The organism is Methanobacterium lacus, from assembly GCF_000191585.1.
In the GTDB taxonomy this organism is placed as follows: Archaea; Methanobacteriota; Methanobacteria; order Methanobacteriales; family Methanobacteriaceae; genus Methanobacterium_B; species Methanobacterium_B lacus.
In genome coordinates, this window is record NC_015216.1 from 2,376,195 (window position 1) to 2,396,502 (window position 20,308).

23 protein-coding genes are annotated in these 20,308 nt (G+C 36.2%); 11 read left to right on the top strand and 12 right to left on the bottom strand.

The window, feature by feature from the left end; translation table 11 throughout:
- Positions 1–11 precede the first annotated feature (11 nt).
- Positions 12–452 carry a toprim domain-containing protein gene (locus METBO_RS11525; RefSeq protein WP_013645895.1) on the bottom strand — a complete coding sequence of 147 codons (441 nt, stop codon included), beginning with the start codon at positions 450–452 and terminating at the stop codon, positions 12–14.
- Positions 453–957: 505 nt separating this feature from the next.
- Between METBO_RS11525 and METBO_RS11530 the strand changes: the two genes are divergently transcribed.
- From METBO_RS11530 to METBO_RS11550, 5 genes are all read left to right on the top strand, one after another.
- A complete protein-coding gene (locus tag METBO_RS11530; RefSeq protein ID WP_013645896.1) occupies positions 958–1,248 on the top strand; it encodes a DUF211 domain-containing protein in 291 nt (96 codons plus the stop codon).
- A gap of 4 nt (positions 1,249–1,252) precedes the next feature.
- Positions 1,253–1,915 (top strand): RraA family protein, encoded by a 663-nt coding sequence (locus METBO_RS11535; RefSeq protein WP_013645897.1) that lies wholly within the window; start codon positions 1,253–1,255, stop codon positions 1,913–1,915.
- 89 nt (positions 1,916–2,004) lie between these two features.
- Positions 2,005–3,066, top strand: coding sequence for a UPF0104 family protein (locus tag METBO_RS11540; protein WP_013645898.1), 1,062 nt, complete (start codon positions 2,005–2,007; stop codon positions 3,064–3,066).
- A gap of 152 nt (positions 3,067–3,218) precedes the next feature.
- Positions 3,219–3,497: an H/ACA ribonucleoprotein complex subunit GAR1 gene (locus METBO_RS11545; RefSeq protein WP_048186468.1), complete on the top strand. Its 279-nt coding sequence runs from the start codon at positions 3,219–3,221 to the stop codon at positions 3,495–3,497.
- Between the two features lie 56 nt (positions 3,498–3,553).
- Positions 3,554–4,489, top strand: a complete 936-nt coding sequence (locus METBO_RS11550; RefSeq protein WP_048186786.1) for a transcription initiation factor IIB — start codon at positions 3,554–3,556, stop codon at positions 4,487–4,489.
- A gap of 55 nt (positions 4,490–4,544) precedes the next feature.
- Here the strand turns inward: METBO_RS11550 and METBO_RS11555 are convergent, their stop codons facing one another.
- Positions 4,545–4,745 carry a DUF2116 family Zn-ribbon domain-containing protein gene (locus METBO_RS11555; RefSeq protein ID WP_013645901.1) on the bottom strand — a complete coding sequence of 67 codons (201 nt, stop codon included), beginning with the start codon at positions 4,743–4,745 and terminating at the stop codon, positions 4,545–4,547.
- Positions 4,746–4,775: 30 nt separating this feature from the next.
- On the bottom strand, positions 4,776–5,450 hold the full coding sequence (pyrH, locus tag METBO_RS11560) for a UMP kinase (RefSeq protein WP_013645902.1): 675 nt from the start codon (positions 5,448–5,450) through the stop codon (positions 4,776–4,778).
- Between the two features lie 161 nt (positions 5,451–5,611).
- Here pyrH and prf1 point away from each other — a divergent pair, with 161 nt between their 5' ends.
- A complete protein-coding gene (gene prf1 / locus METBO_RS11565) occupies positions 5,612–6,841 on the top strand; it encodes a peptide chain release factor aRF-1 (RefSeq protein ID WP_013645903.1) in 1,230 nt (409 codons plus the stop codon).
- 64 nt (positions 6,842–6,905) lie between these two features.
- Here prf1 and METBO_RS11570 read toward each other — a convergent pair whose 3' ends face one another.
- The 7 genes from METBO_RS11570 to METBO_RS11600 form a co-directional block, all read right to left on the bottom strand.
- A complete protein-coding gene (locus METBO_RS11570; RefSeq protein WP_013645904.1) occupies positions 6,906–7,508 on the bottom strand; it encodes an orotate phosphoribosyltransferase-like protein in 603 nt (200 codons plus the stop codon).
- Between the two features lie 10 nt (positions 7,509–7,518).
- Positions 7,519–8,472, bottom strand: a complete 954-nt coding sequence (locus tag METBO_RS11575) for a Gfo/Idh/MocA family protein (protein ID WP_013645905.1) — start codon at positions 8,470–8,472, stop codon at positions 7,519–7,521.
- The gene (hemC, locus tag METBO_RS11580) at positions 8,469–9,341 is read right to left on the bottom strand and encodes a hydroxymethylbilane synthase (RefSeq protein ID WP_013645906.1); all 873 of its coding nucleotides are present in this window, start codon (positions 9,339–9,341) and stop codon (positions 8,469–8,471) included. Before hemC ends, METBO_RS11575 begins: the two co-directional genes overlap by 4 nt.
- Positions 9,342–9,547: 206 nt before the next feature.
- The gene (gene cfbE / locus METBO_RS11585) at positions 9,548–10,891 is read right to left on the bottom strand and encodes a coenzyme F430 synthase (protein ID WP_013645907.1); all 1,344 of its coding nucleotides are present in this window, start codon (positions 10,889–10,891) and stop codon (positions 9,548–9,550) included.
- A 4-nt stretch (positions 10,892–10,895) separates the two neighbouring features.
- Positions 10,896–11,726, bottom strand: a complete 831-nt coding sequence (locus METBO_RS11590) for an NAD(+) kinase (RefSeq protein ID WP_013645908.1) — start codon at positions 11,724–11,726, stop codon at positions 10,896–10,898.
- Positions 11,727–12,566 (bottom strand): bifunctional fructose-bisphosphatase/inositol-phosphate phosphatase, encoded by an 840-nt coding sequence (locus METBO_RS11595; protein WP_013645909.1) that lies wholly within the window; start codon positions 12,564–12,566, stop codon positions 11,727–11,729. It lies immediately after the preceding gene.
- Between the two features lie 14 nt (positions 12,567–12,580).
- Positions 12,581–13,024 carry a pyruvoyl-dependent arginine decarboxylase gene (locus METBO_RS11600; protein WP_013645910.1) on the bottom strand — a complete coding sequence of 148 codons (444 nt, stop codon included), beginning with the start codon at positions 13,022–13,024 and terminating at the stop codon, positions 12,581–12,583.
- A gap of 658 nt (positions 13,025–13,682) precedes the next feature.
- On the opposite strand from METBO_RS11600, the gene METBO_RS11605 reads away from it, so the two are divergent.
- The 4 genes from METBO_RS11605 (at position 13,683) to ade (ending at position 18,231) form a co-directional block, all read left to right on the top strand.
- Positions 13,683–14,078 (top strand): translation initiation factor IF-5A, encoded by a 396-nt coding sequence (locus tag METBO_RS11605; RefSeq protein ID WP_013645912.1) that lies wholly within the window; start codon positions 13,683–13,685, stop codon positions 14,076–14,078.
- Between the two features lie 81 nt (positions 14,079–14,159).
- Positions 14,160–15,038: an agmatinase gene (speB, locus tag METBO_RS11610; RefSeq protein WP_013645913.1), complete on the top strand. Its 879-nt coding sequence runs from the start codon at positions 14,160–14,162 to the stop codon at positions 15,036–15,038.
- Between the two features lie 198 nt (positions 15,039–15,236).
- Complete coding sequence (locus METBO_RS11615) at positions 15,237–16,460, top strand: ornithine cyclodeaminase (protein WP_013645914.1); 1,224 nt, start codon at positions 15,237–15,239, stop codon at positions 16,458–16,460.
- A 154-nt stretch (positions 16,461–16,614) separates the two neighbouring features.
- Positions 16,615–18,231: an adenine deaminase gene (gene ade / locus METBO_RS11620; protein WP_013645915.1), complete on the top strand. Its 1,617-nt coding sequence runs from the start codon at positions 16,615–16,617 to the stop codon at positions 18,229–18,231.
- Between the two features lie 24 nt (positions 18,232–18,255).
- On the opposite strand, the gene METBO_RS11625 is transcribed toward ade, so the two are convergent.
- Together METBO_RS11625 and METBO_RS11630 are read right to left on the bottom strand one after the other, a co-directional pair.
- A complete protein-coding gene (locus METBO_RS11625; protein WP_013645916.1) occupies positions 18,256–18,873 on the bottom strand; it encodes a DUF447 domain-containing protein in 618 nt (205 codons plus the stop codon).
- A 9-nt stretch (positions 18,874–18,882) separates the two neighbouring features.
- The gene (locus METBO_RS11630; protein ID WP_013645917.1) at positions 18,883–19,344 is read right to left on the bottom strand and encodes a DUF2124 family protein; all 462 of its coding nucleotides are present in this window, start codon (positions 19,342–19,344) and stop codon (positions 18,883–18,885) included.
- Positions 19,345–19,719: 375 nt separating this feature from the next.
- Between METBO_RS11630 and METBO_RS11635 the strand changes: the two genes are divergently transcribed.
- Positions 19,720–20,292 carry a GMP synthase subunit A gene (locus METBO_RS11635; RefSeq protein ID WP_013645919.1) on the top strand — a complete coding sequence of 191 codons (573 nt, stop codon included), beginning with the start codon at positions 19,720–19,722 and terminating at the stop codon, positions 20,290–20,292.
- Positions 20,293–20,308 lie beyond the last annotated feature (16 nt).

Sequence of the window (20,308 nt, forward strand, 5' to 3'; positions counted from 1 at the left end):
CCCAGTTGGCATCAGTATCTGACACAGAAACGTTGATGATCGAAATTATCACTAACACCATCGGGTTTTTCTTCGAGTTCTAATTGCTCCATGTGCCTTGGGAGGCTCTCAATATCTTTTATGAATTTCCTGGTAATACCCATAATTTTTCTTCTGATCTCCAGATTTGGATATGAACCAAGACTTTGTATATCCCCTGCAAGTCTTTTGGCAAGTTGTTCTCCTTTTTTATCGAAGTCTGTAAGGATGATAACTTTTGAGGACAATTTCACAGATTTTTCAGCAATTTCGAATAATTTAAGACCAGAACCTGAGACTTTAATGAAAGTACCATTGATACCAAGTTTCTTCAAAGCATTTTCGTCTTTTTTTCCCTCGATAAGTATTGGCATTCCCTGCTCCGCACAGATCTTGAGTTCCTCTATAATACATGATAGTTTTTTAAAACTCATCTATAAGCCCTTTTTATGATGTTGATAAGTATCTATATCATATTATAACCCATCTTATATATAAAATTGAAGTAATTGATAGCAGTATTAATAAATCACTATTTTAAGGATTTTAAAGGATTATAAGGACTAATTACTCGCTGATTTAAATTATTTGTGGTAATATTACTATATGAAACACTAACAAAATTGTTTGAAATGAATTTAAAAATTTGAGTTTCTAAATGAAGATTCCATTGAGACTCTATGAAAAAATATTACATGCACTTTAGTTACTGATCACTTGGCTCAATACTACCAATTGCAAATTGTAGTTTATTTTAATTCTATGGCGATAATATGCCCTAAACATACAATCAATCATCATAAATTTGAATCAAATCTAAAATTCAGAAAATGTATATAGAAAGTTGATCTCATTATCAACTGATACATAATAAAGTTAGATGAACAGAAAGAATAAGTTCTGTAACATCTTAGTTAAAAAAAATCGGAGGAAATTAAAGTGGCAAAAGGCCTTATTAGGATAGTTCTGGACATATTGAAACCACATGAACCAATAATCCCCACGTTTGCTAAATATTTAAGTGAAATTAACGGCGTAGAGGGCGTAAATATCACACTTTTAGAAATAGACAAGGAAACTGAGAACATAAAAGTTACCATGCAAGGTGATGATCTAGACTACGATGTCATCACAGAAGCAATTGAAGAGTATGGTGGTTCAATCCACAGTGTGGATGAAGTTGTGGCTGGAAAAAAATTAATTGAAGAAGTTACAACACCTCAGGACTGATTAAATGGATGGAAAGCAAAAACTTTCTCCAGAAACCTTTTTAAAAAAATTTGCTTCCAAATCTTCTGAAGAACCTGCATATCCTGATGTTACAACATCACAGTTTTCAGATGCTTTAACCAAGCTAACAGGAAAAAATGGAGTTTTAGTAAATATAAAACCAATTGACGATTTCAAAATTATTGGAAGAGCTACAACCGTTAAAACATCTTCCAATGATTGGGGTACTGTGATCAAAGGAATATACAGTGCCAAAAAGGGAGATGTACTGGTGATAAGTTGTGAAGATGATCAAACTGCAGTTTGGGGCGAATTGGCATCTGAAGCAGCCAAAATACGAGGTCTTTCAGGAACAGTAGTTATTGGTGCCAGCAGAGACAGTGCAGGGATAAAAAGTTTGAAATACCCAGTATTTTCTCGAAATGTAGTTCCAAATGCTGGAAAGCCCCTGACAGAGGGTGAAATCAATATAAACCTCACAATTGAAGACACCATCATCAAACCGGGAGACCTCATTATAGGAGATGAATGCGGAGTTGTGAGTGTAGACCAAAAAATGGTTTCAGAGGTCATGAAAGTAGCAATGAAAATAGTGAGTAACGAAACTGAAATCAGCTCCAAATTAAATCAAAACATATCTTTCATGGAAATATTAGGAATTAAATAATTATTTCCTGATTGATTAAAACCTTATTTTTTTTTTATTTTATTTAAAGATGGATAACTTGATATATAAACAACGAAATATTTTCTAAAATGCAGACCACTTCTGAATTTATACATGAGCATAAATGGGGAATATTGATAGCCATAATCATTGGTATATTGATTATATTCATTGTTTCAGTTGCAGTGGGTTTGCAAGATATTATAAACGTTTTAAAAGATGCAAATCTCCAAATTATCGCAATAGCCATGTTGCTTGAGATAGTGCTGATTTGTATGTGGACTGAACGTTGGTCACTAATTTTGAAGGTTATAGATAAATCTCCAGGTTTCAGTAAACTTTTTGTAATGATGTTCGCGAGTCTTTTTGGGAACAACATCACTCCAGGTGCTGCTGGTGGAGAACCCATGAGAGCTTATCTTCTTAGTAAGTTTGAGAATATATCATTCGACCTTGCATTTGTTTCTGCGAGTGCTGATCGTGTTTTTGAATTTTTTCCGTTTGTTCTGGTGTCAGCCTTTGCCATTTACATGATATCAACATGGCATATTGGTTTTTGGAGTACCATTTTTATCAGTTTGCTTATCATAGTTACAATGGCTTTTTTCGGGCTTTTAATTTATGTGGGTGTAAAACGAGAGATTGCAGAAAGAATAATTCTTTCAATAGCACGTTCCATCTTCCCATACGCATTGAAAATAACCAAAAAAGAAACCACCTTTTCAGCTGTGAGCGAACAAATACAGTACTACGTTGAAAGGTTTTCTACAGGTTTTGCAACAGTTCTACAGGATCATAAAATGTTCGTACTTGGTCTTTCAATTTCTTTCTTGATGTGGGGAACTGACATGCTGAGGATGTACCTATGTTTTGCTGCGGTTGGATCATCCCCACCAATTATCCCCATGATCATCATATACACCATAGCAATCCTTATAACAATATTACCAACAATACCGGGAGCTTTAGGACTTCGTGAAGTAACAATGGTCGGTTTATTCTTAGTTGTAGGAGTTCCTGCCGATGTGGTGATTGCTGCCAGTTTAATTGATCGTGTGGTAAGTTACTTAATGCCAACTGGTGTGGGTATCATTGCAACTGCGTACTATGGAAAGCTTTTGGCAAAAAAAGATAGAAGCTCCTCTAACTAAAACAAGCCCTAAATAGAGGTGTAAAGTTCTGCAATTCGATGTACATACCTTTTTAAAACTATCGCAAACTATATATACTAGTTCGGGTTAGTTATCAATATATAAAAGTTTCGGTTTAGAGGGATTAAACAAAATTACAAATGGGTCGACAAATGAAGCAATTGGGTAAAATTTCGCATATTTCCAACAGAAACAGAATAATTATAAAATCAAATCAAACTCCAGGTTTTGGTCTACCTGTTTATACAGAAGACAACAAAAAATTTGGTACTGTTTATGATGTTTTTGGTCCTACTAAAGGTCAGTACATATCTGTAAAAGTTTTTGCTAAAAATTCAAGGAACCTTGAAAAATTAATTGGAAAAGACTTGTACATTCCCTCTTCAAACAAGATTGAAAAGCGGGGGCGAAGGAAACGAAAGAAGAATTGAAACATGAAGTTGTAAACGAGGGCATTTCAGAACCTGAAGTTTCTGAAAAAGAACAAATGAAGCAGGATGTTTCTGAAATTGAGAAAAAAGAAACTAAATGCCCAGAATGTGGATCTGAAAAACTTATCAACGATCATGAACGAGGCGAAGTAGTTTGTGGTGCCTGTGGACTTGTGATTGATGATAACATCGTTGATATGGGCCCTGAATGGAGAGCATTCGACCATGAACAGCGTGATAAAAGAACCAGAGTTGGTGCACCGATAACTTATACCATCCACGATAAGGGACTCTCCACCATGATCGACTGGAGAAACAAGGATATCTACGGTCGTGACATTCCCGCCAGAAACCGTGCCCAATGGTACAGGCTCAGAAAATGGCAGAGAAAAATCAGAATATCCGGAGCCACCGAAAGAAACCTCGCATTTGCACTGTCCGAACTTGATAGGGACTCCTCAAGACTTGGACTTCCAAGAAGTGTTCGTGAAGCAGCTTCAGTTGTTTACAGGAACGCTGTTGAAAACAAACTCATCAGAGGAAGAAGTATCGAAGGAGTAGTCGCAGCATCTCTTTACGCCGCATGCAGAAGATGTAACGTTCCAAGAACTTTGGATGAAATAGCTGAAGTGTCTAGAGTGAGTAAAAAGGAAGTTGGAAGAACCTACAGGTTCTTAACACGAGAACTCAACATCAAACTACCACCAACGTCTCCTGTAGATTATGTACCAAGGTTTGCAAGTGAACTGAACCTCTCAGGAGAAGTACAATCCAAGGCCATCGAAATAATTGAAAAAGCCATGGAAAAAGGTCTCACATCAGGCAGAGGCCCGACAGGAGTTGCAGCAGCAGCACTTTACATAGCATCAGTACTCCTTGGAGAGAGAAAAACCCAAAGGGACGTTGCAGATATAGCTGGAGTGACAGAAGTTACAATAAGAAACAGATATAAAGAGCTTACAGAACAGCTTGATATGGGTGTAACATTATAAAATGCCCAAATCTTTATTTATTTTAAAAAAATAGAATTTTAAGGTAATTTAGGTATTAAAATCCTAATTGTCCCCTTAATGTGAATAGCAGCCAGATTATAATAAATGCTGCAAATAATACGTAGAGTGTTTTTTTAGTTTTTGCGACTTTATTTTGTCTTTCCATGTAAATCTGTTCACATTTTGGTGAACAAAATCTTTCAGAAAGTGGTATTGGTTTTTGGCACACTGGACAGTGCTTGTGTTGATCAGTCATTTTTTTAACCTCGTTAATCTTTAAATTTTTTTATTCTGGAATAATTGTGGTTCCAATATTACCTTCATTTGCAATTAAAATATTCTTTGGATCTTCACCATTAACTATCACGGTCTTAATACTCGACCGTTTAATGATTTGTATGGCCGTCATATCAAAAAATTCATAAGTTCCCGCTTTAACATCGTTGTGGGACATTAACTCCATCATTTTAGATGGTTTAACCTCTTTAAACATCACAGCATCAGGATATTTGTTTGGATCCTTGTTGTAAAGCCCATCCACAGATGTGGCATTTATCAGCAGATCTGAACCCACAAACTCAGCAAGTATGCTTCCAACCGCATCAGTACTGTGAGCAGGTTCAGTTCCTCCCATTACAATAATGTTCCCAGAATTTGCGTAAGTTAATGCTTCTCTAAAGTTGTGTGGAACATCAGGGTATGCATCTTTGCCAAGTGCTGCAATTAAAAGTTTTGCATTTAACCTTGTGACTTCGATCCCAACATCATCACACATGGCTTCTGAAACTTCCAAAGACCTAGCAATGTCAATATAGTCCCGTGCAGTTTTTCCACCACCCACAACAACAAATACCTCATTATCTTGGTTTAACTTCTTCAGAACATTTGCGTAATCTCTGAATTTTTTATAATCATGATCCTTAATAAGTATTGAACCGCCTATTGTAACAACTATCTTCATCTCATCACCATCAAAGATAAATTAAATTTAATATAATAAATAGTTTAGACAGATATAACATAAGTAAGTTGAAGTGTTTAAACTCATTTCATTATTTTTAAAAAGATCTATTTTATATATTATTATATAAAATTAATTCCAGAATTTAGGAGTGAAAAAATTTGAGCGAAGTATCATCTAAAGAGCTGTACGAAGTAAAAAGAACCCTTAAAGAGTTAGCAGATAAAAAGGGCAGAGGTACAGAATTAGTAACTGTTTATATTCCACCTGAAAAGCAGATAAGTGATGTTGTTAAGCATATGCGTGAAGAACTTAGCCAGAGTGCCAACATCAAAAGTAAACAAACCAAGAAAAATGTTCAATCTGCAATCGAAGTCATAATGCAAAGGATGAAACTGTTTCCCAAACCTCCAGAAAAGGGTTTGGTGCTGTTTGTGGGAATGATACCTAGGGGGGGTCCTGGAACAGAAAAAATGGAAACATACATGTTCGAACCTCCTGAACCAGTTCAAACCTACATTTACCACTGTGATTCAACATTTTATCTTAAACCCCTCGAGGAAATCATCGAGGATAAAGATGTCTACGGACTTGCAGTCATAGATCGTAAGGAAGCAACCATTGCAATCCTACGCGGAAAAAGGATCGACATCATAAAAAACCTAACCAGTGGTGTTCCTGGAAAACATAAAGCAGGAGGACAATCCCAGAGAAGATTCGACAGGCTCATCGATCTTGCAGCACACGAATTTTTAAAAAGGATAGGAACGCACATGAACGAAGCATTTTTAGATGTTCCCGATCTTAAGGGAGTGATTATTGGTGGACCCGGCCATACAAAGGAAGAATTTGTTGAAGGGGACTACTTGCACCATGAAATAAAGAACAAACTCATCACCACCGTTGACACATCCTACACTGGAGAATTTGGTATAAGGGAAGTTATGGAAAAGTCCATGGATGTTTTGACAGAAATAGATGTTGTCAGAGAGAAAAAGTTGGTTCAAAAATTTCTGGTTGAATTAATTGATGAACATGGTCTGGCATCTTATGGAGAAGCCGAAGTCAGAAAAAATTTACAGATGGGTGCTGTGGAAGTACTTTTACTTTCAGAAGATCTTAAATCCAAAAGGTTGAACTACGAATGTCCAACCTGCGGAACAAAAGCTGAAAAAACTTTGAAATCTGATGTAGCCATTCCTGAAAAAACCTGTTCTAACTGTAATGAGAGAATGAAGGTTGAAGAAACAGTTGACATCATTGATGATTTTGTTGAACTAGCAGAAGAAGTTGGTTCGGAAGTAGAAATTATTTCAACAGAAACTGAAGAAGGAATGCAGCTTTTCAGAGCGTTTGGTGGTGTTGGAGCCATATTAAGATACAGGCTCTAATCTTTTTTTTAAATGATTATTTCTACAGTAGACTATATTTTATATAAAAAAAAGTTGGAAATATTCATCCCAACCTGCTGACACTTATTAATGATTCTACAGGCACATTTTCCACTTCTGCAATACCTGCCTTATCAATTAAGACAACTACTGCAATTGGAATAGCTCCAAGATCCTTGTAAACCCTGGCTGCTTCCCTGATGGTTCTGCCACTTGTTGTAACATCATCAACAATCACAACTTTTCTGCCATCCACAGATGCAAAGTTACTACTCACAGCACCCTTAGCATCTTCTTCCATCTTCCTGTGTTTAATTGGATGGAAAACAGAAATATCTGCACCGAGAATCTCAGCCATCATGGTTGCAAATGGAATTCCACTCACGGTGATGCCAACAATCACGTCAGGTTCCCCATATTTGAGTGCCATATCTGCTAAAGCTGCAGATACATATTTCATTCTGACAGAACTTCCACCAAGACTGTTCCAATTAATAGCAAAATCTATTGGTGCCTTTTCAGATTCAGCACTTGTTTTATTGTCTTTACCCTGCAAAATAAGCCATCTTGAAGTGTCTTTAGAAACATTCAATTCATCAGCTATTTCTCCTGTTGTAAAACCCCTGTTTCTCAGTTCATAAGCCCGTTTTATGAGTTTTTCATTCATGTTACGCACCTTAACATTCATTCATATTTACAACTATCTTCTTTTGTGCAGATTTCATTGCAGCAAGCACAACTTTCAAGGCATGAATACCATCTTCACCTGTTATTTTAGGTTCCTCATCGTTGACCACACACGATAAAAATGATTGAAGTTCGTCCTTAAGAGGCTCTGTATGGGCCACTTCAACCTTCTGTGCATTTTTTCCATATACTTCAACAGTTTGATCTATGTAATCCATGGAAATAATCCCATCAACCCCTGTGATCTCAAGCTGTCTCTTCTTGTATGGAGTGAGCCAGTTGGTTTCTAATATACCCACCACACCATTCTCAAATTTCATCATGATCTCTGCATGATCTTCATATTCACATTTTTCAAGCCTGCTACCCATGTTTGCGTAAACACTAGAAGCTGGGCTGTTCAATAAATAAAACATGATATCCACTTCGTGTATTGCAAGATCTATGGCCACACCAACATCCTTTATTCGTGGTGGGAATGGACCTACCCTTTTTGCTGAAGCAGAAACAATCTCTCCTATAGCACCATCATTTAGAAGTCGTTTAGCCTCATCTACTGCAGGGTTGAATCTTTCTACATGACCCGTTGCCAGTTTAACTCCAGCATCATGAGCCGCATTGACCATGTCCTTTGCTTCATCAAGGGTGAATGCAATAGGTTTTTCTACCAAAACATGCTTTCCTTGTTCAATAGCACCCATAACAACATCATAGTGGTAAGTGGTAGGCACACATACACTTACAACATCTATTTCAGGCATCTTGAGTATATTATCATAATCAACAAAACCTACTGTGTTGAATTCCTTTGAAACTTCTGCCAGTGTACCTCGCATTAGATCTGAAACAGCCATTAAGTTAGCATTTTCAAGTTCAGAATAAACCCTAACATGGTTGTAACCCATTGCTCCGACACCGATTACTCCAACGTTCACCTTATTCAAATATAATCCTCCATCATAAGTTTTGCAGCCTTTAAACCCAAATTACTGGCTTTATCTGCAGAACCTTCAACCATAACCCTTGAAACTATTTTTCCTTCCTGAGTAAGAAGAACAGCACAAAGTTTGAGTTTATTCTCATTAATTCTTGCAGAAACACCCAAAGGTGATTGACAACCCACCCCCATTTCAAGAAGCACCCTTTTTTCAGCAGTGACTTCCTGAAAAGATTTGAGGTGATTTATCTTCTGTAAATCATCCTTAACATCACTATCACTTCTTGCAACAACTGCAATTGCCCCCTGCCCAGCAGCAGGAGTAAAATATTCAATTGAAAACCTTTGCTTAATATATTCAGTCAGCCCAAGTCTATTCAAACCAGCCTCAGCCATAATTGTAGCATCATATTCTCCACTGAATACTTTCTTTATTCTTGTATCTATATTTCCTCTTATTGGTTTTATATTAAATTCTTTGTCATGATGGTTACAGAAAGCTTCCCTTCTGATACTGCTGGTACCAACAGTTGCACCTTTTGGCAGTTCATCCCATCCTAACTTGGAAACTAAAACTTCATTTGGAGATTCCCTTTCAGGCACAGCAACAATTTCAAGGTCCCCTTCAAGTTCAGTTGGCAGATCCTTCAAACTGTGTACTGCGAAATCTACAGTTCCATCTAATACAGCGTCGTCTAATTCACGGGTGAATATCCCTTTAGCATCAATATTGTATAGCTGTGAATTCTGTATTTTATCCCCAGTAGATTTGATAATTTCTACATCAATTTTCTCATCTGTAACTATGGACAGTTCATTAATTATAGTCTTGGTTTGATATGTTGCAAGACTGCTTCCACGGGTACCAACCTTCAAAAAAATCATCTCCAGTAAGAAATTTCATCATGATAATATTTTCACATTAAAATTGATTATAGAACTTAAAATTTCTTAGATACAAATTTAAAGTATGTTCTGTAATATTTTGAACTGTGATCAGGAATAGTATTTATTAAATCCCCTATTGAATGATTCTTGTATATGTTTAATAAATGTTACCATAGACACAAAATAATCATCAATTATCTTTTTTCCAAGTCTGAATAATTGGATCTGTAAACAACTAAGATATTATGAGAGTTAGTTTTTGATGCGTAGTTTACAGCATCTTTTAAATTATTATAATAAATAGAATTTCTTTTCAGTAGCTTATTAACATTTTTTCCTAGCTCGTCTACTAAAATTAGTTTTGTATCTTCATTTATTCCGTTTAATACTTGCGAAACAGAATTTTCATCGATCTCCTCACAAGTTACACCGTATCTTCCTCCGAAAACCACCGCAACATCATCAATATTTTCCATCATTTTGATGGCTTCTTTCACCGCTGTGACATTGAGCCCCGGATTGATTTCTTCCACTATTCTAACACCATTTAATTCCTTTATTGTAGTTCTACCATTCAATCCTTTGAATTGTAATAGGCCTGTTTTGATCTTTTCTTCGGATATTCCCAACATCACAGATGCTGAAACTGCTGCAAGAACATTGTTTACGTGGATGGGTGCTGGTGCAAATGTGTTGAGTTTAAACGTCCCTTCAATTAAGCCACTGCTAATTGTTTTAAAATGAGATAGTTGAACATCAAAATCTGTTTTGTCGAAGCTGTATTTGATATTTGTTGCAGTTAGATCTGGTATGATTTTTGAATTGTTAAGAATTCCGAATGTGTTGGTGTTTTCTTTATATTTTATGTATTTTGAATCAAATGATTCTTGATCACATGCAACCATTTTACTCTTAAATATTTGGGACTTGGCTTTGCTTGCGTTGCTTGAGTTACCTGCTATGGAGTAATTCTCTGCAATATTGGTTAAAACTCCTACATCAGCCAATCCTGTTCCCCCTAGGGATGTTTCAAATATGCATATTCCTATTTCATAATTTTCTGCAAGTTTCCATGCTTCAACAATACTTGCCGGTGTTATGCTTATGTTCCCCTTGAGTTTTACCCATTTCGTTCCATCAAACACTTCAACCCCTAAACTGCTTAAAACTAATGGTTTCTTATGTTTTAGAATCTCCTTTAAAATCCAAACAACGCTTGTTTTTCCCTTCACACCTGTGACTTCAACAACTGGAACATTTATTTTATGGTTCAAAATAAATTTTACAGCATCATGATGAGTCATGTCAACATGTCTTTGTAAATTACAGTGAATTGGACTAACAACTGTTAACTCTTTAGGCTCTTTAAAACAATTTCCATCAACAAATTCCAAACTACTAGAAGAATATTTTTCTATTATGGATTCATCAAGGGTTCTATAGATATCCCATGCATATACATGAGTTTCAGGGAGTTTAGACAATTCTGAAGCAATTATAAGTCCGCCATGGGTCATGTCAACAACCAAGTAGTCCATGAACCTAGACATCCCCTTGGAGTTTTTCCCTAACCCTTTTGTAGAAGTTTTTGGAGAGCCTTACAAAGTAGGCGTAGTTATCTGCCTTCCTGAAAATTATTTCATCCATGTAATCAATTTCTTCGACCTGCTGACCGTCTATGACAGCTACTGCCTTCTTACCTTTACGTAAAAATTTAACCTTGATCACACTGTCGTTTGGCACCACAAACGGCCTTGCACCTAATTTGAATGGACAAATTGGCACTATTATAAATGCATCAACCCGGGGATCTACTATTGGTCCGCCTGCAGACATGGAATACGCTGTGGAACCGCTTGGAGTAGCAACTATCAATCCATCAGCCCGTAGTTCCTCCACAACTTCATCATCCACACTTATCTCTATGTGAAGCATTTTTGCAGGTTTTTGTGTCATCAAAACTACTTCGTTTAAGGCCGAGTGAAGCTGTTTGTTGTGGCATATCTTAAGCTGTGTTCGTTTTTCTACGAAGTAATCACCATTTAAAACCTGTTCCAACGCAGTTACAGCATCTTCAGGATCTATTTCAGTTAGAAATCCCACTGCACCCTTATTGATGCCTACCAATGGAATTTTTTTGTGGTTTATTATTCCCTGTGTTCGAAGTATGGTTCCATCACCACCTACTGCAACAACCAAATCAACATCCATATCCTCCAGATCTGAGGCAATGCCTTCGTATTGTTTTAGATGTGTTGCCAACTGAGAATCTATCAAAGTTTCAACTTCATTTTCCATGAGAAATTCAACTATTTTTTCAGCCATTTCAACTGCTTCTTCAACATCAAAACGGGACACTACTCCTATTCGCATTTAAATTCCTCCCAAAATAGACATTATTTGAGTGTGAAAATTCTTATTGCAAGATGCTATTATGGATGTCCTTTCAAGAACATTTAAATCATTTACCAGTGGTCTGCATTTTTCATCAGTTACAAGGCCATTGGATTCTTCAATTATTAACTTTGCAGCGGCAATATCCATGACCCTCATGTTGCCCCTGATATCGAGAAATGCATCGTATGTCCCATTTGCCACATAACAAAGTTCAATTGCCACAGACCCTAAAATTCTCATGCTCCTAACTGTTGCACATAGTTTGTCAATCTTTGACATGTCTGCCCGGTAAATATATGCCCCTATGGATGAACCTGCCACTTCCATTCTTTTGGATGGGCTGATTTTTTCTTTGTTCAACCATGCACCATCGCCCTTTACTGCGTGGTAAACATCGTTGTTTGCGAAATTTTTAACAAATCCCAGTTCAATGTCTGATAGTTTCAAATCATTGACATTTTCTAAATTTCCATCTGAAATTGCTATTGAAATTCCATAGGCTGGGATATTTTTCAGGGCATTTCGAGTACCATCAAGAGGGTCTACCACTAAAACTGCTTCTGATGTTCCTTCACCTATTTTTAGTTCGCCTACTTCTTCACTTATTAGTGTTACAGGTATTCCTGTCTTTTCTAAAACTTCGACAACTTTGTCCTCTGCAACGATATCTATCAGTTTAGTTGGAGTGCCATCAGCACCCATCTTAACTGTTTTACCTGCTTCTTCCTTTCCAATAAGTGGTTTGACAGCTTCATGGGCTTCAAACATTATCTCTTCAGATACTTCACTCCAAAAATTGATATCCTTGGGTTTCACTTTTCATCACTACTTCAATCAAGGTACACAACTGCCGCAACAACTGCTCCTTGTTTTTTTACTATATGACTCTTTCCTTCTATAATTATTTCCTTCAGTTTCATACCCCTCACATCAACCATGTAACGGGCCATTTCTTCTGCTTCAGCCTTCACATCGTCAGGATTTCTGTTTATCCCAGTGTTTTCAACAACACATCCAAATTCATCGGCAATCGCAACTGCCACAAATGCAGATATTATATCTCCCTCGTTATCCGATGAAACATAGGAAAGAACAGAATTTATCATATCACCAGGTGTTAATTTAGGTACTGGAACGATCTCAGCATCCTTGGGAAGTATGCTTGAAACTTTTATCAGATTCACATCACCTATTCCTGCGTTTAGCAAAGCATTATCAAATGTGTTAAGTTTTGTTGGGCCTTCAGCCCTTCCAGAAGTTATTGAAATCCTCATTTGTATCACTTAAATCTATTAATCTAAAAAAAAATAACCAATTCATCCTAAACATGTTTTAAAAAGTTCATAATTTTTCATTGAATCCGTAACTTTTTCTCAATCTTAATCATGTTGACATGGTATTTAATGTTGTTGTGATCTGGAAATTCGAATTACTGATCTAATTTCATTATTTTTCAGCTTAGTATGGGCATTTGTATAGTTATTACCTAATATCATTTTACACTTGCACAACATGTCTAATTTTTTGTGAGATTAGTAATATTCTTGATAAACACCAAAGATCAATAAGCACTTTAAACAAATCAATCATAACATTGAACACATTTCCAGCGTGGCTAAGTTTTTTAAAGATTTCATTGTAGTTTTCATGTAAATAATTTAATGCTCTGAAACTTTTAAGAAATAAATGGGTCATGCTTTCATTCAAAATTATATTCAAAAATACCATCAACCATAACATTAAAAAGAAACTGATAAGTTTATCAATAGTATTGATTAAAAAAGTTTACATATCTAAAAATAGATACGATTATGATAATGTAGATGCTATATTAAATAATCTTAAATTTGAATGAATTTTGTTGATCTCTTTTAGATTTATAAATATTCAGAATCTATTGTGATTCGTAAAATGGATATTGGAGGAAAAAATATGTCAAAGAAGGTAGTGGAAGTTAAAACCTTAAAAGTTGGTAAATATGTTATAATAAATGATGAAGCATCGAAAATTACAAGTATTTCAACATCATCACCTGGAAAACACGGTGCAGCTAAGGCAAGAGTTGAAGCAGTTGGAATTTTTGACAATCAGAAAAGGACATTTGTCAAACCTGTGGATGCTAAATGTGATGTTCCAATGATTGACAAAAATTTAGGCCAAGTACTAGCAATAATGGGCAACGATGTGCAGTTAATGGACATGGAAACCTACGAAACCTTTGAAATAGAGATCCCTGAAGAATTAAAGGGCAAAATTAACGAAGGTGCTGAAGTAGATTACATAGTTGCAATGGGCAACAAAAAGTTAATGAGGATTAAAAGCGGATAAGATTGGATTATGGTTTATCCATATCCAAAACTTTAATTTTATGAGTTATTTTTAATTTTAGATTATAATGGGTCGGTTTAAATGTTTTTACACACAGAAAATGTTTTAAAATTTGCATTTTCAAATGAAACAAATGATCCATATGAAACATCTGAATCATTGAAGTTTGGTATTTTAGGAGTCCCATTTGATGGTACTACCAGCTACTTACCTGGTGCCAGATTTGGACCTAGGACTGTTAGGGAAGCATCTTACAACTTTGAAGCCTACAACTTTCAGTTGAAAAAAACTGTTCCCACAGGAGTACTGGATCTTGGAGATATTGAAGTGGTGCATGGAAACTTCAAAAAAACTTGTTCCAAACTAAAATCAACCATTGATGATGTTTTATCCCAAAATATTATCCCAATATCCATTGGTGGAGATCACAGCATAAGTTTCTGTATAATCAATGCCATTACCCAAGCTTTGGGAGAGAATAAACTCACTGTAATCCATTTTGATGCCCATATGGATCTTCGCGACGAGTATGGGGGCGAAAAATATTCACATGCAACTGTGATGAGAAGGATACTTGATCTAAATCCACTGCAACTTATTCAGATAGGGGTGAGATCAGCGGCCGAAGAAGAGGCAACCCTTTCAGATGAAAGGTTAACCAGTTTCAGTTCCCATCAAGTATGTGAAGATATTGAAAATATTATAAATTGTCTAAAAAACATCTCCGGCCCCATATACATTAGTTTTGATATTGATGTCCTTGACCCTGCATATGCACCCTCAACTGGAACTCCCTCTCCATGCGGATTAGATCCCATGCAGATAGAAAAACTAATACTAAATCTTGAATCGAAGGAATTAGTTGGAATGGACCTTGTTGAAGTTGCTTCCACAGAAATTGGCGACTCAACCGCCATGAATGCTGCTAAAATTATTTTTGATTTTTTGTGTCTGCACTAATAAATAAATTATTCCAATAATTACTTCTATTTATAAATTTATCAAGTAATTAAACTACAAAAACAGAAATTTTTATCTGAAAATAAAATTAGATAAATAATCTTCAAGTGGTGTAGATGGGTTTATGACCCTGCTGCCATTAAACTAAACATAAAACTCACTATAAATAGTTTATCAAAATTTTTAAAGGTGGATAACATGTACAATAGAGAAGTAAAACTTTCAGGCCATATAATTGATTCCTTAATACTCCCTAAGGCTCTTGACAGGATTCTGGACATGGGTGGTGATTTTAAATTTATGGAGTTCACAGTGGGAAAACTCAAGGGAGACATCAGCCATGCCAAGTTACTTGTTGAGGCATCGAACGAAACCTTGCTTGGAGAAATATTAGATGAACTCTCCGAAATAGGGGCTGTTGTTGTTGAATTGAAGGATGTTGAACTGCTTGTTTCTGAGAAGGATAAAACTCTTCCTGCAGATTTTTATTCAACAACCCATCACCCTACAGAAATCCACTACAATGGAAAGTGGATAACTGTTGAAGACATTGAAATGGATTGTATGATTGTTGTTGATAAAACAGCTGAAAGGGCCCTATGCAGACCAATCGGTCAAATCAACAAGGGCGACCACATCGTGGTTGGGAGGGATGGAATAAAAGTAATGCCTCCAGAACGTCCAAGGGGTAAGCAGGGAGTATTTGAATTCATGTCAAGCGAAGCTTCATCAGAAAAACCCATAGAATCCATCATAAAAAAAATAGCTTCGGAAATCAAAGAAATCAAGAAACGTGGCGGAAAAATTGCGGTTGTTTCAGGTCCTGCAGTGGTTCATACCGGTTCAGGGCCAATATTGGCATCAATGATAAAGGAAGGTATTGTTGATATTATATTTGCTGGAAATGCCCTCGCAACCCATGATATTGAAAGTGCACTGTATGGAACTTCTCTAGGTACTTGTGTAAAAACTGGCGAAGCAGTTCGAAGGGGACATAGACACCACATATATGCCATAAACGAAATTAACAAAGCAGGATCCATCAAAGAAGCAATTGATAAAGGCGTTCTTAAAAAGGGAATAATGTACGAATGTATAAAAAATGATGTACCATACGTTCTTGCAGGATCTATCCGGGATGATGGTCCACTTCCAGACGTGATAACTGATGTTATTGAAGCTCAAGAAGAAATGAGAAAATATGTTCAAGATGTAGATATGGTGATCATGATCTCAACCATGCTGCATTCAATAGCAACTGGTAACCTGCTTCCATCCCATGTGAAAAGTATTTGTGTGGACATCAACCCTGCCACAGTGACCAAGTTAAGTGACAGAGGAAGTGCACAAGTCGTGGGAATAGTGACAGATGTTGGAACATTTTTACCAATGCTTTACAACGAACTCAAAACAGAACAATAAACAAAAATTTACAATTTTTTTTAATCTAACTTTTTTTCGATGGCTTTAATTTCGGTACAGTCCCATAGAAATGTAATGGGATCAGTTTTTCCAAATTGTGTTCCTTGCTTAGTTGTAAATATATAAACTAAAAATATGGGTAGGAGACTGAAAAATGGAATTTATAAGGGGAAATCTGTTGAATGTATTTACTGAAGAAATATACTCCGCTGAAGTAGGATTTGAAAACGGTTTAATTTCCTGTGTTAAACCTGTTGATGGCAACTTTAAAACTCTAATTTTACCAGGATTTATTGATTCACATATCCACATAGAAAGTTCAATGATATGTCCCTCCAGATTTGCAGAAGCAGTTGTTCCCCATGGAACTACTTCTGTCATCGCTGATCCCCACGAAATTGCCAATGTCATGGGTTTAAATGGAATAAATTACATGCTAAATGATGCTTCATCTGTTCCCCTTAAAATGTTTTTAACTGTGCCATCATGTGTTCCAGCAACCAAATTTGAAACAGCTGGAGGAATTATCACCTCTGAGGACATTGATACCCTGCTTAAAAGGCCAGAATTCGTTGGGCTTGGCGAAGTCATGAATTTTCCAGGGGTCATTGGTCAAGACCCCGAAGTGATTGAAAAGTTAGAAGTTGCCCATGTAAATAATAAGCCCATTGATGGACATGCCCCTATGTTGTCGGGAGCAGAACTTTGTAACTACGCTGCTGCGGGAATTTCAACGGATCACGAATCCACCACTCCATCTGAGGCCCTTGAAAAAAGAAGGCTTGGCATGAAAATTATGATGAGGGAGGGATCATCTGCCAAAAATTTGAAAGCCCTTGCAGTTGTGGGTGGAGACTTCATTGTATCCGATGACAAGGATCCTGAAGATCTCGTTGAAGGACACGTTGATAATATGCTGTTAAAGGCCATCGAATACGGTATAGATCCAGTTAAAGCCATTAAAATGGTAACCTTAAACCCTGCAGAACACTACCAATTAAACACTGGAAGTCTGGTTCCAGGAAAAGCTGCAGACATGGTAATCGTTGATGATATTGAAAAATTAAATGTTAAAAACGTTTACATAGATGGAAAACTCGTTTCTAAAAATGGCTCTTTAAACTTCAAAGTAAACCCCCTTAAATTACAAGGTACATTCAAATCAAGCCCTAAAAAACCATCTGATTTTAACCTAACTTCAGACAGTCCTAAAACTGTTAGGGTCATCGAAATCATTGAGGATCAACTTATAACCAATAAACAAACAGCAGACCTAGATATTCAAGATGGAAATCTAATGGCTGATCTAGAAAATGACGTGCTTAAAATTGCTGTTGTTGAGCGTTACGGCAATAATAAAATGACCAACGGTTTTATAAAAGGTTTCAATCTTAAAAATGGAGCCATAGCTTCAAGTGTTGCCCATGATTCACATAACATCATAGTAATTGGAACTAATAGCAAAGATATGGCAAAGGCTGTGAACACTGTCATAACCAATAATGGAGGACTTTCAGTAGTTTCCAATGGAGGCATTACTGATTTGAAACTGCCCATAGCTGGTTTGATGAGTGATAGAACTGCAGAAGATGTGGCAAAAGATCTTACAATACTGAAACAATTGGTAAATGATATGGGCTCAACCCTTTCATCCCCATTCATGACCCTGTCATTTTTAGCCCTGCTGGTTATTCCAAACTTAAAAATAAGTGATATGGGACTTTTTGATGTTGAAAAATTTGAATTCGTAAATATCGTTTTGGATGATTGATTTGATAGTACTCAACTTCTTTAATCAATCAAAATCCTTGAATGCTTCCATGATCATGTCCATTGCATTTTTATGATCCTTAGCACCGACTTTGGAAACTATCCTTGCTATTTCTGCCATTCTGTGACGGTACAATTTTTCCATATCTCCAGAAACCATGTTCATACGGGTTAAATAAACCAAACCTTCCACAATACCGTAAATAGCTCTATTTAATGGTTCAACACATTGTTTAAATTTGGTAATATCCGAAACATCTGCCTTTAAAACTGATGTTACAGAAACTCCAAACTGATCCTTCCTTTCAACATCCTTTATGCTAGTCACATCTGCAACGAAAAATGCGTCTGTACTCCCAATATAGAATTTATCCCCATGAGATTCATATTTTTCAATTGGAAGATTTCCCAGAGTTGATTCAACAAATATCATTGGATCCTTAAGTACGTTGACAACAAAACTTTTAGTATCCTTTATATTTTTGACTGTAGTGGAACCATGGTGCAGGTAACAAACAACCTCCAAATTATTCTTACAGATTATGCCAATGGGTGCAGCATTTGGTTTTCCATTACTGTCAACAGTTGTCACTACAGTTTCGTATAACAGACCCCTTTCCATGCCAATATCTTTAAGATCCAAATTTTCACCTTATTTTTTTAAAACAAATCCATTTAATGTGGCATTTATGATACAATCAAAATCAAGTAGTTCGTGCCAACCCGCTTCCCTGAAAACATCCATGTAACAAAGACCAAGAAGTTTACCATCGTCTTGAATAACTTTATCTATCAACTCATTAACGGCTTCAGGATCGATGTTGGATTTGGGCATTGCAAGACCCCCTAAAATTGCAACAACAGCGCTCGATGGATCTGCGGTTTCACCAAACTGCATTCCCTGTGGAGTCATCTCTATTTTTCGAGCTGTTTCAATATTAGTTCCAGTGATAAAAACAGCTTCTTTATTGCGAATAACATATGCAAATAGTTCTGCAAATGGACTGCACACTCCGGGCATTCCAATAAAAGTGACCTTGTCAGCATCTTTAACTTCCTCCCTGAATGCAAGGAGGTTTTCTGTTATTCCTGTAAATTCCCTTTCTAGTTTCATAATTTCTCATCTCTAAAACCATGGAATTTATGACAGAACCTGTTAAAAATTAAAAATAAAGTATCAAATTTGGGATCGCTATCCAAATTTGTAATACTAATTTAGTAGTTAGGACCCTTCAAAAAGATATATATTACATAAGCTATGATTAATACTATTATTATTGGTACTAACCATATGAAAATGTAGAACAATATCAAAGCTAAGAATAGGGCCACAACAATATAAATGAGATCCTGTAATTCCATGCATATAGTATTGTCAAAAATGCATAAATATATTCCCATATTTTAAGTATCTTTATCCAATAGAATTAAGATGATATACTAATTATCTATTTGCCAAATTATGAATAAATAAGTTAGAGGAGTTTAAATGAAAATAGCTGTTATAAACAATCATGGACAGTACAATCACAGAATTTACAGGAGTTTACATTATTTAAAAATACCTGCTGAACTCGTTCCAAATACAACCCCCGTGGAAGAACTTAGGGAAAAAAATCCGTTGGGATTAATTCTAGGGGGCGGTCCATCAATAGAGCGTGCTGGGTACTCTTTAGATTACGTGAAGGAATTTGACTGTCCAATACTAGGCATCTGTCTAGGTCATCAAATAATTGCCAAGGCCTACAACGGTGAAATTGGTGCTGCAGGTATTGAAAGCTACGCCAAGATCAAGATCAATATTTTAGATGAAGATGATATTTTAAAGGGTCTTGGAACAGGATTGGATGTTTGGGCATCCCATAAAGATGAAGTTTGTAAAGCACCTGAAAATTTTGATGTCATTGCCACATCATCAATTTGTGGAGTGGAAGCAATGAAACACCCCACCAAACCTGTATACGGTATCCAATTCCATCCCGAAGTGCACCACACCGAAAATGGTGGTGTAATATTTGAAAATTTCTATGAAGTTTGCAAAAAATATCATGGAATTGAATAAAAACCCTAATCCTATT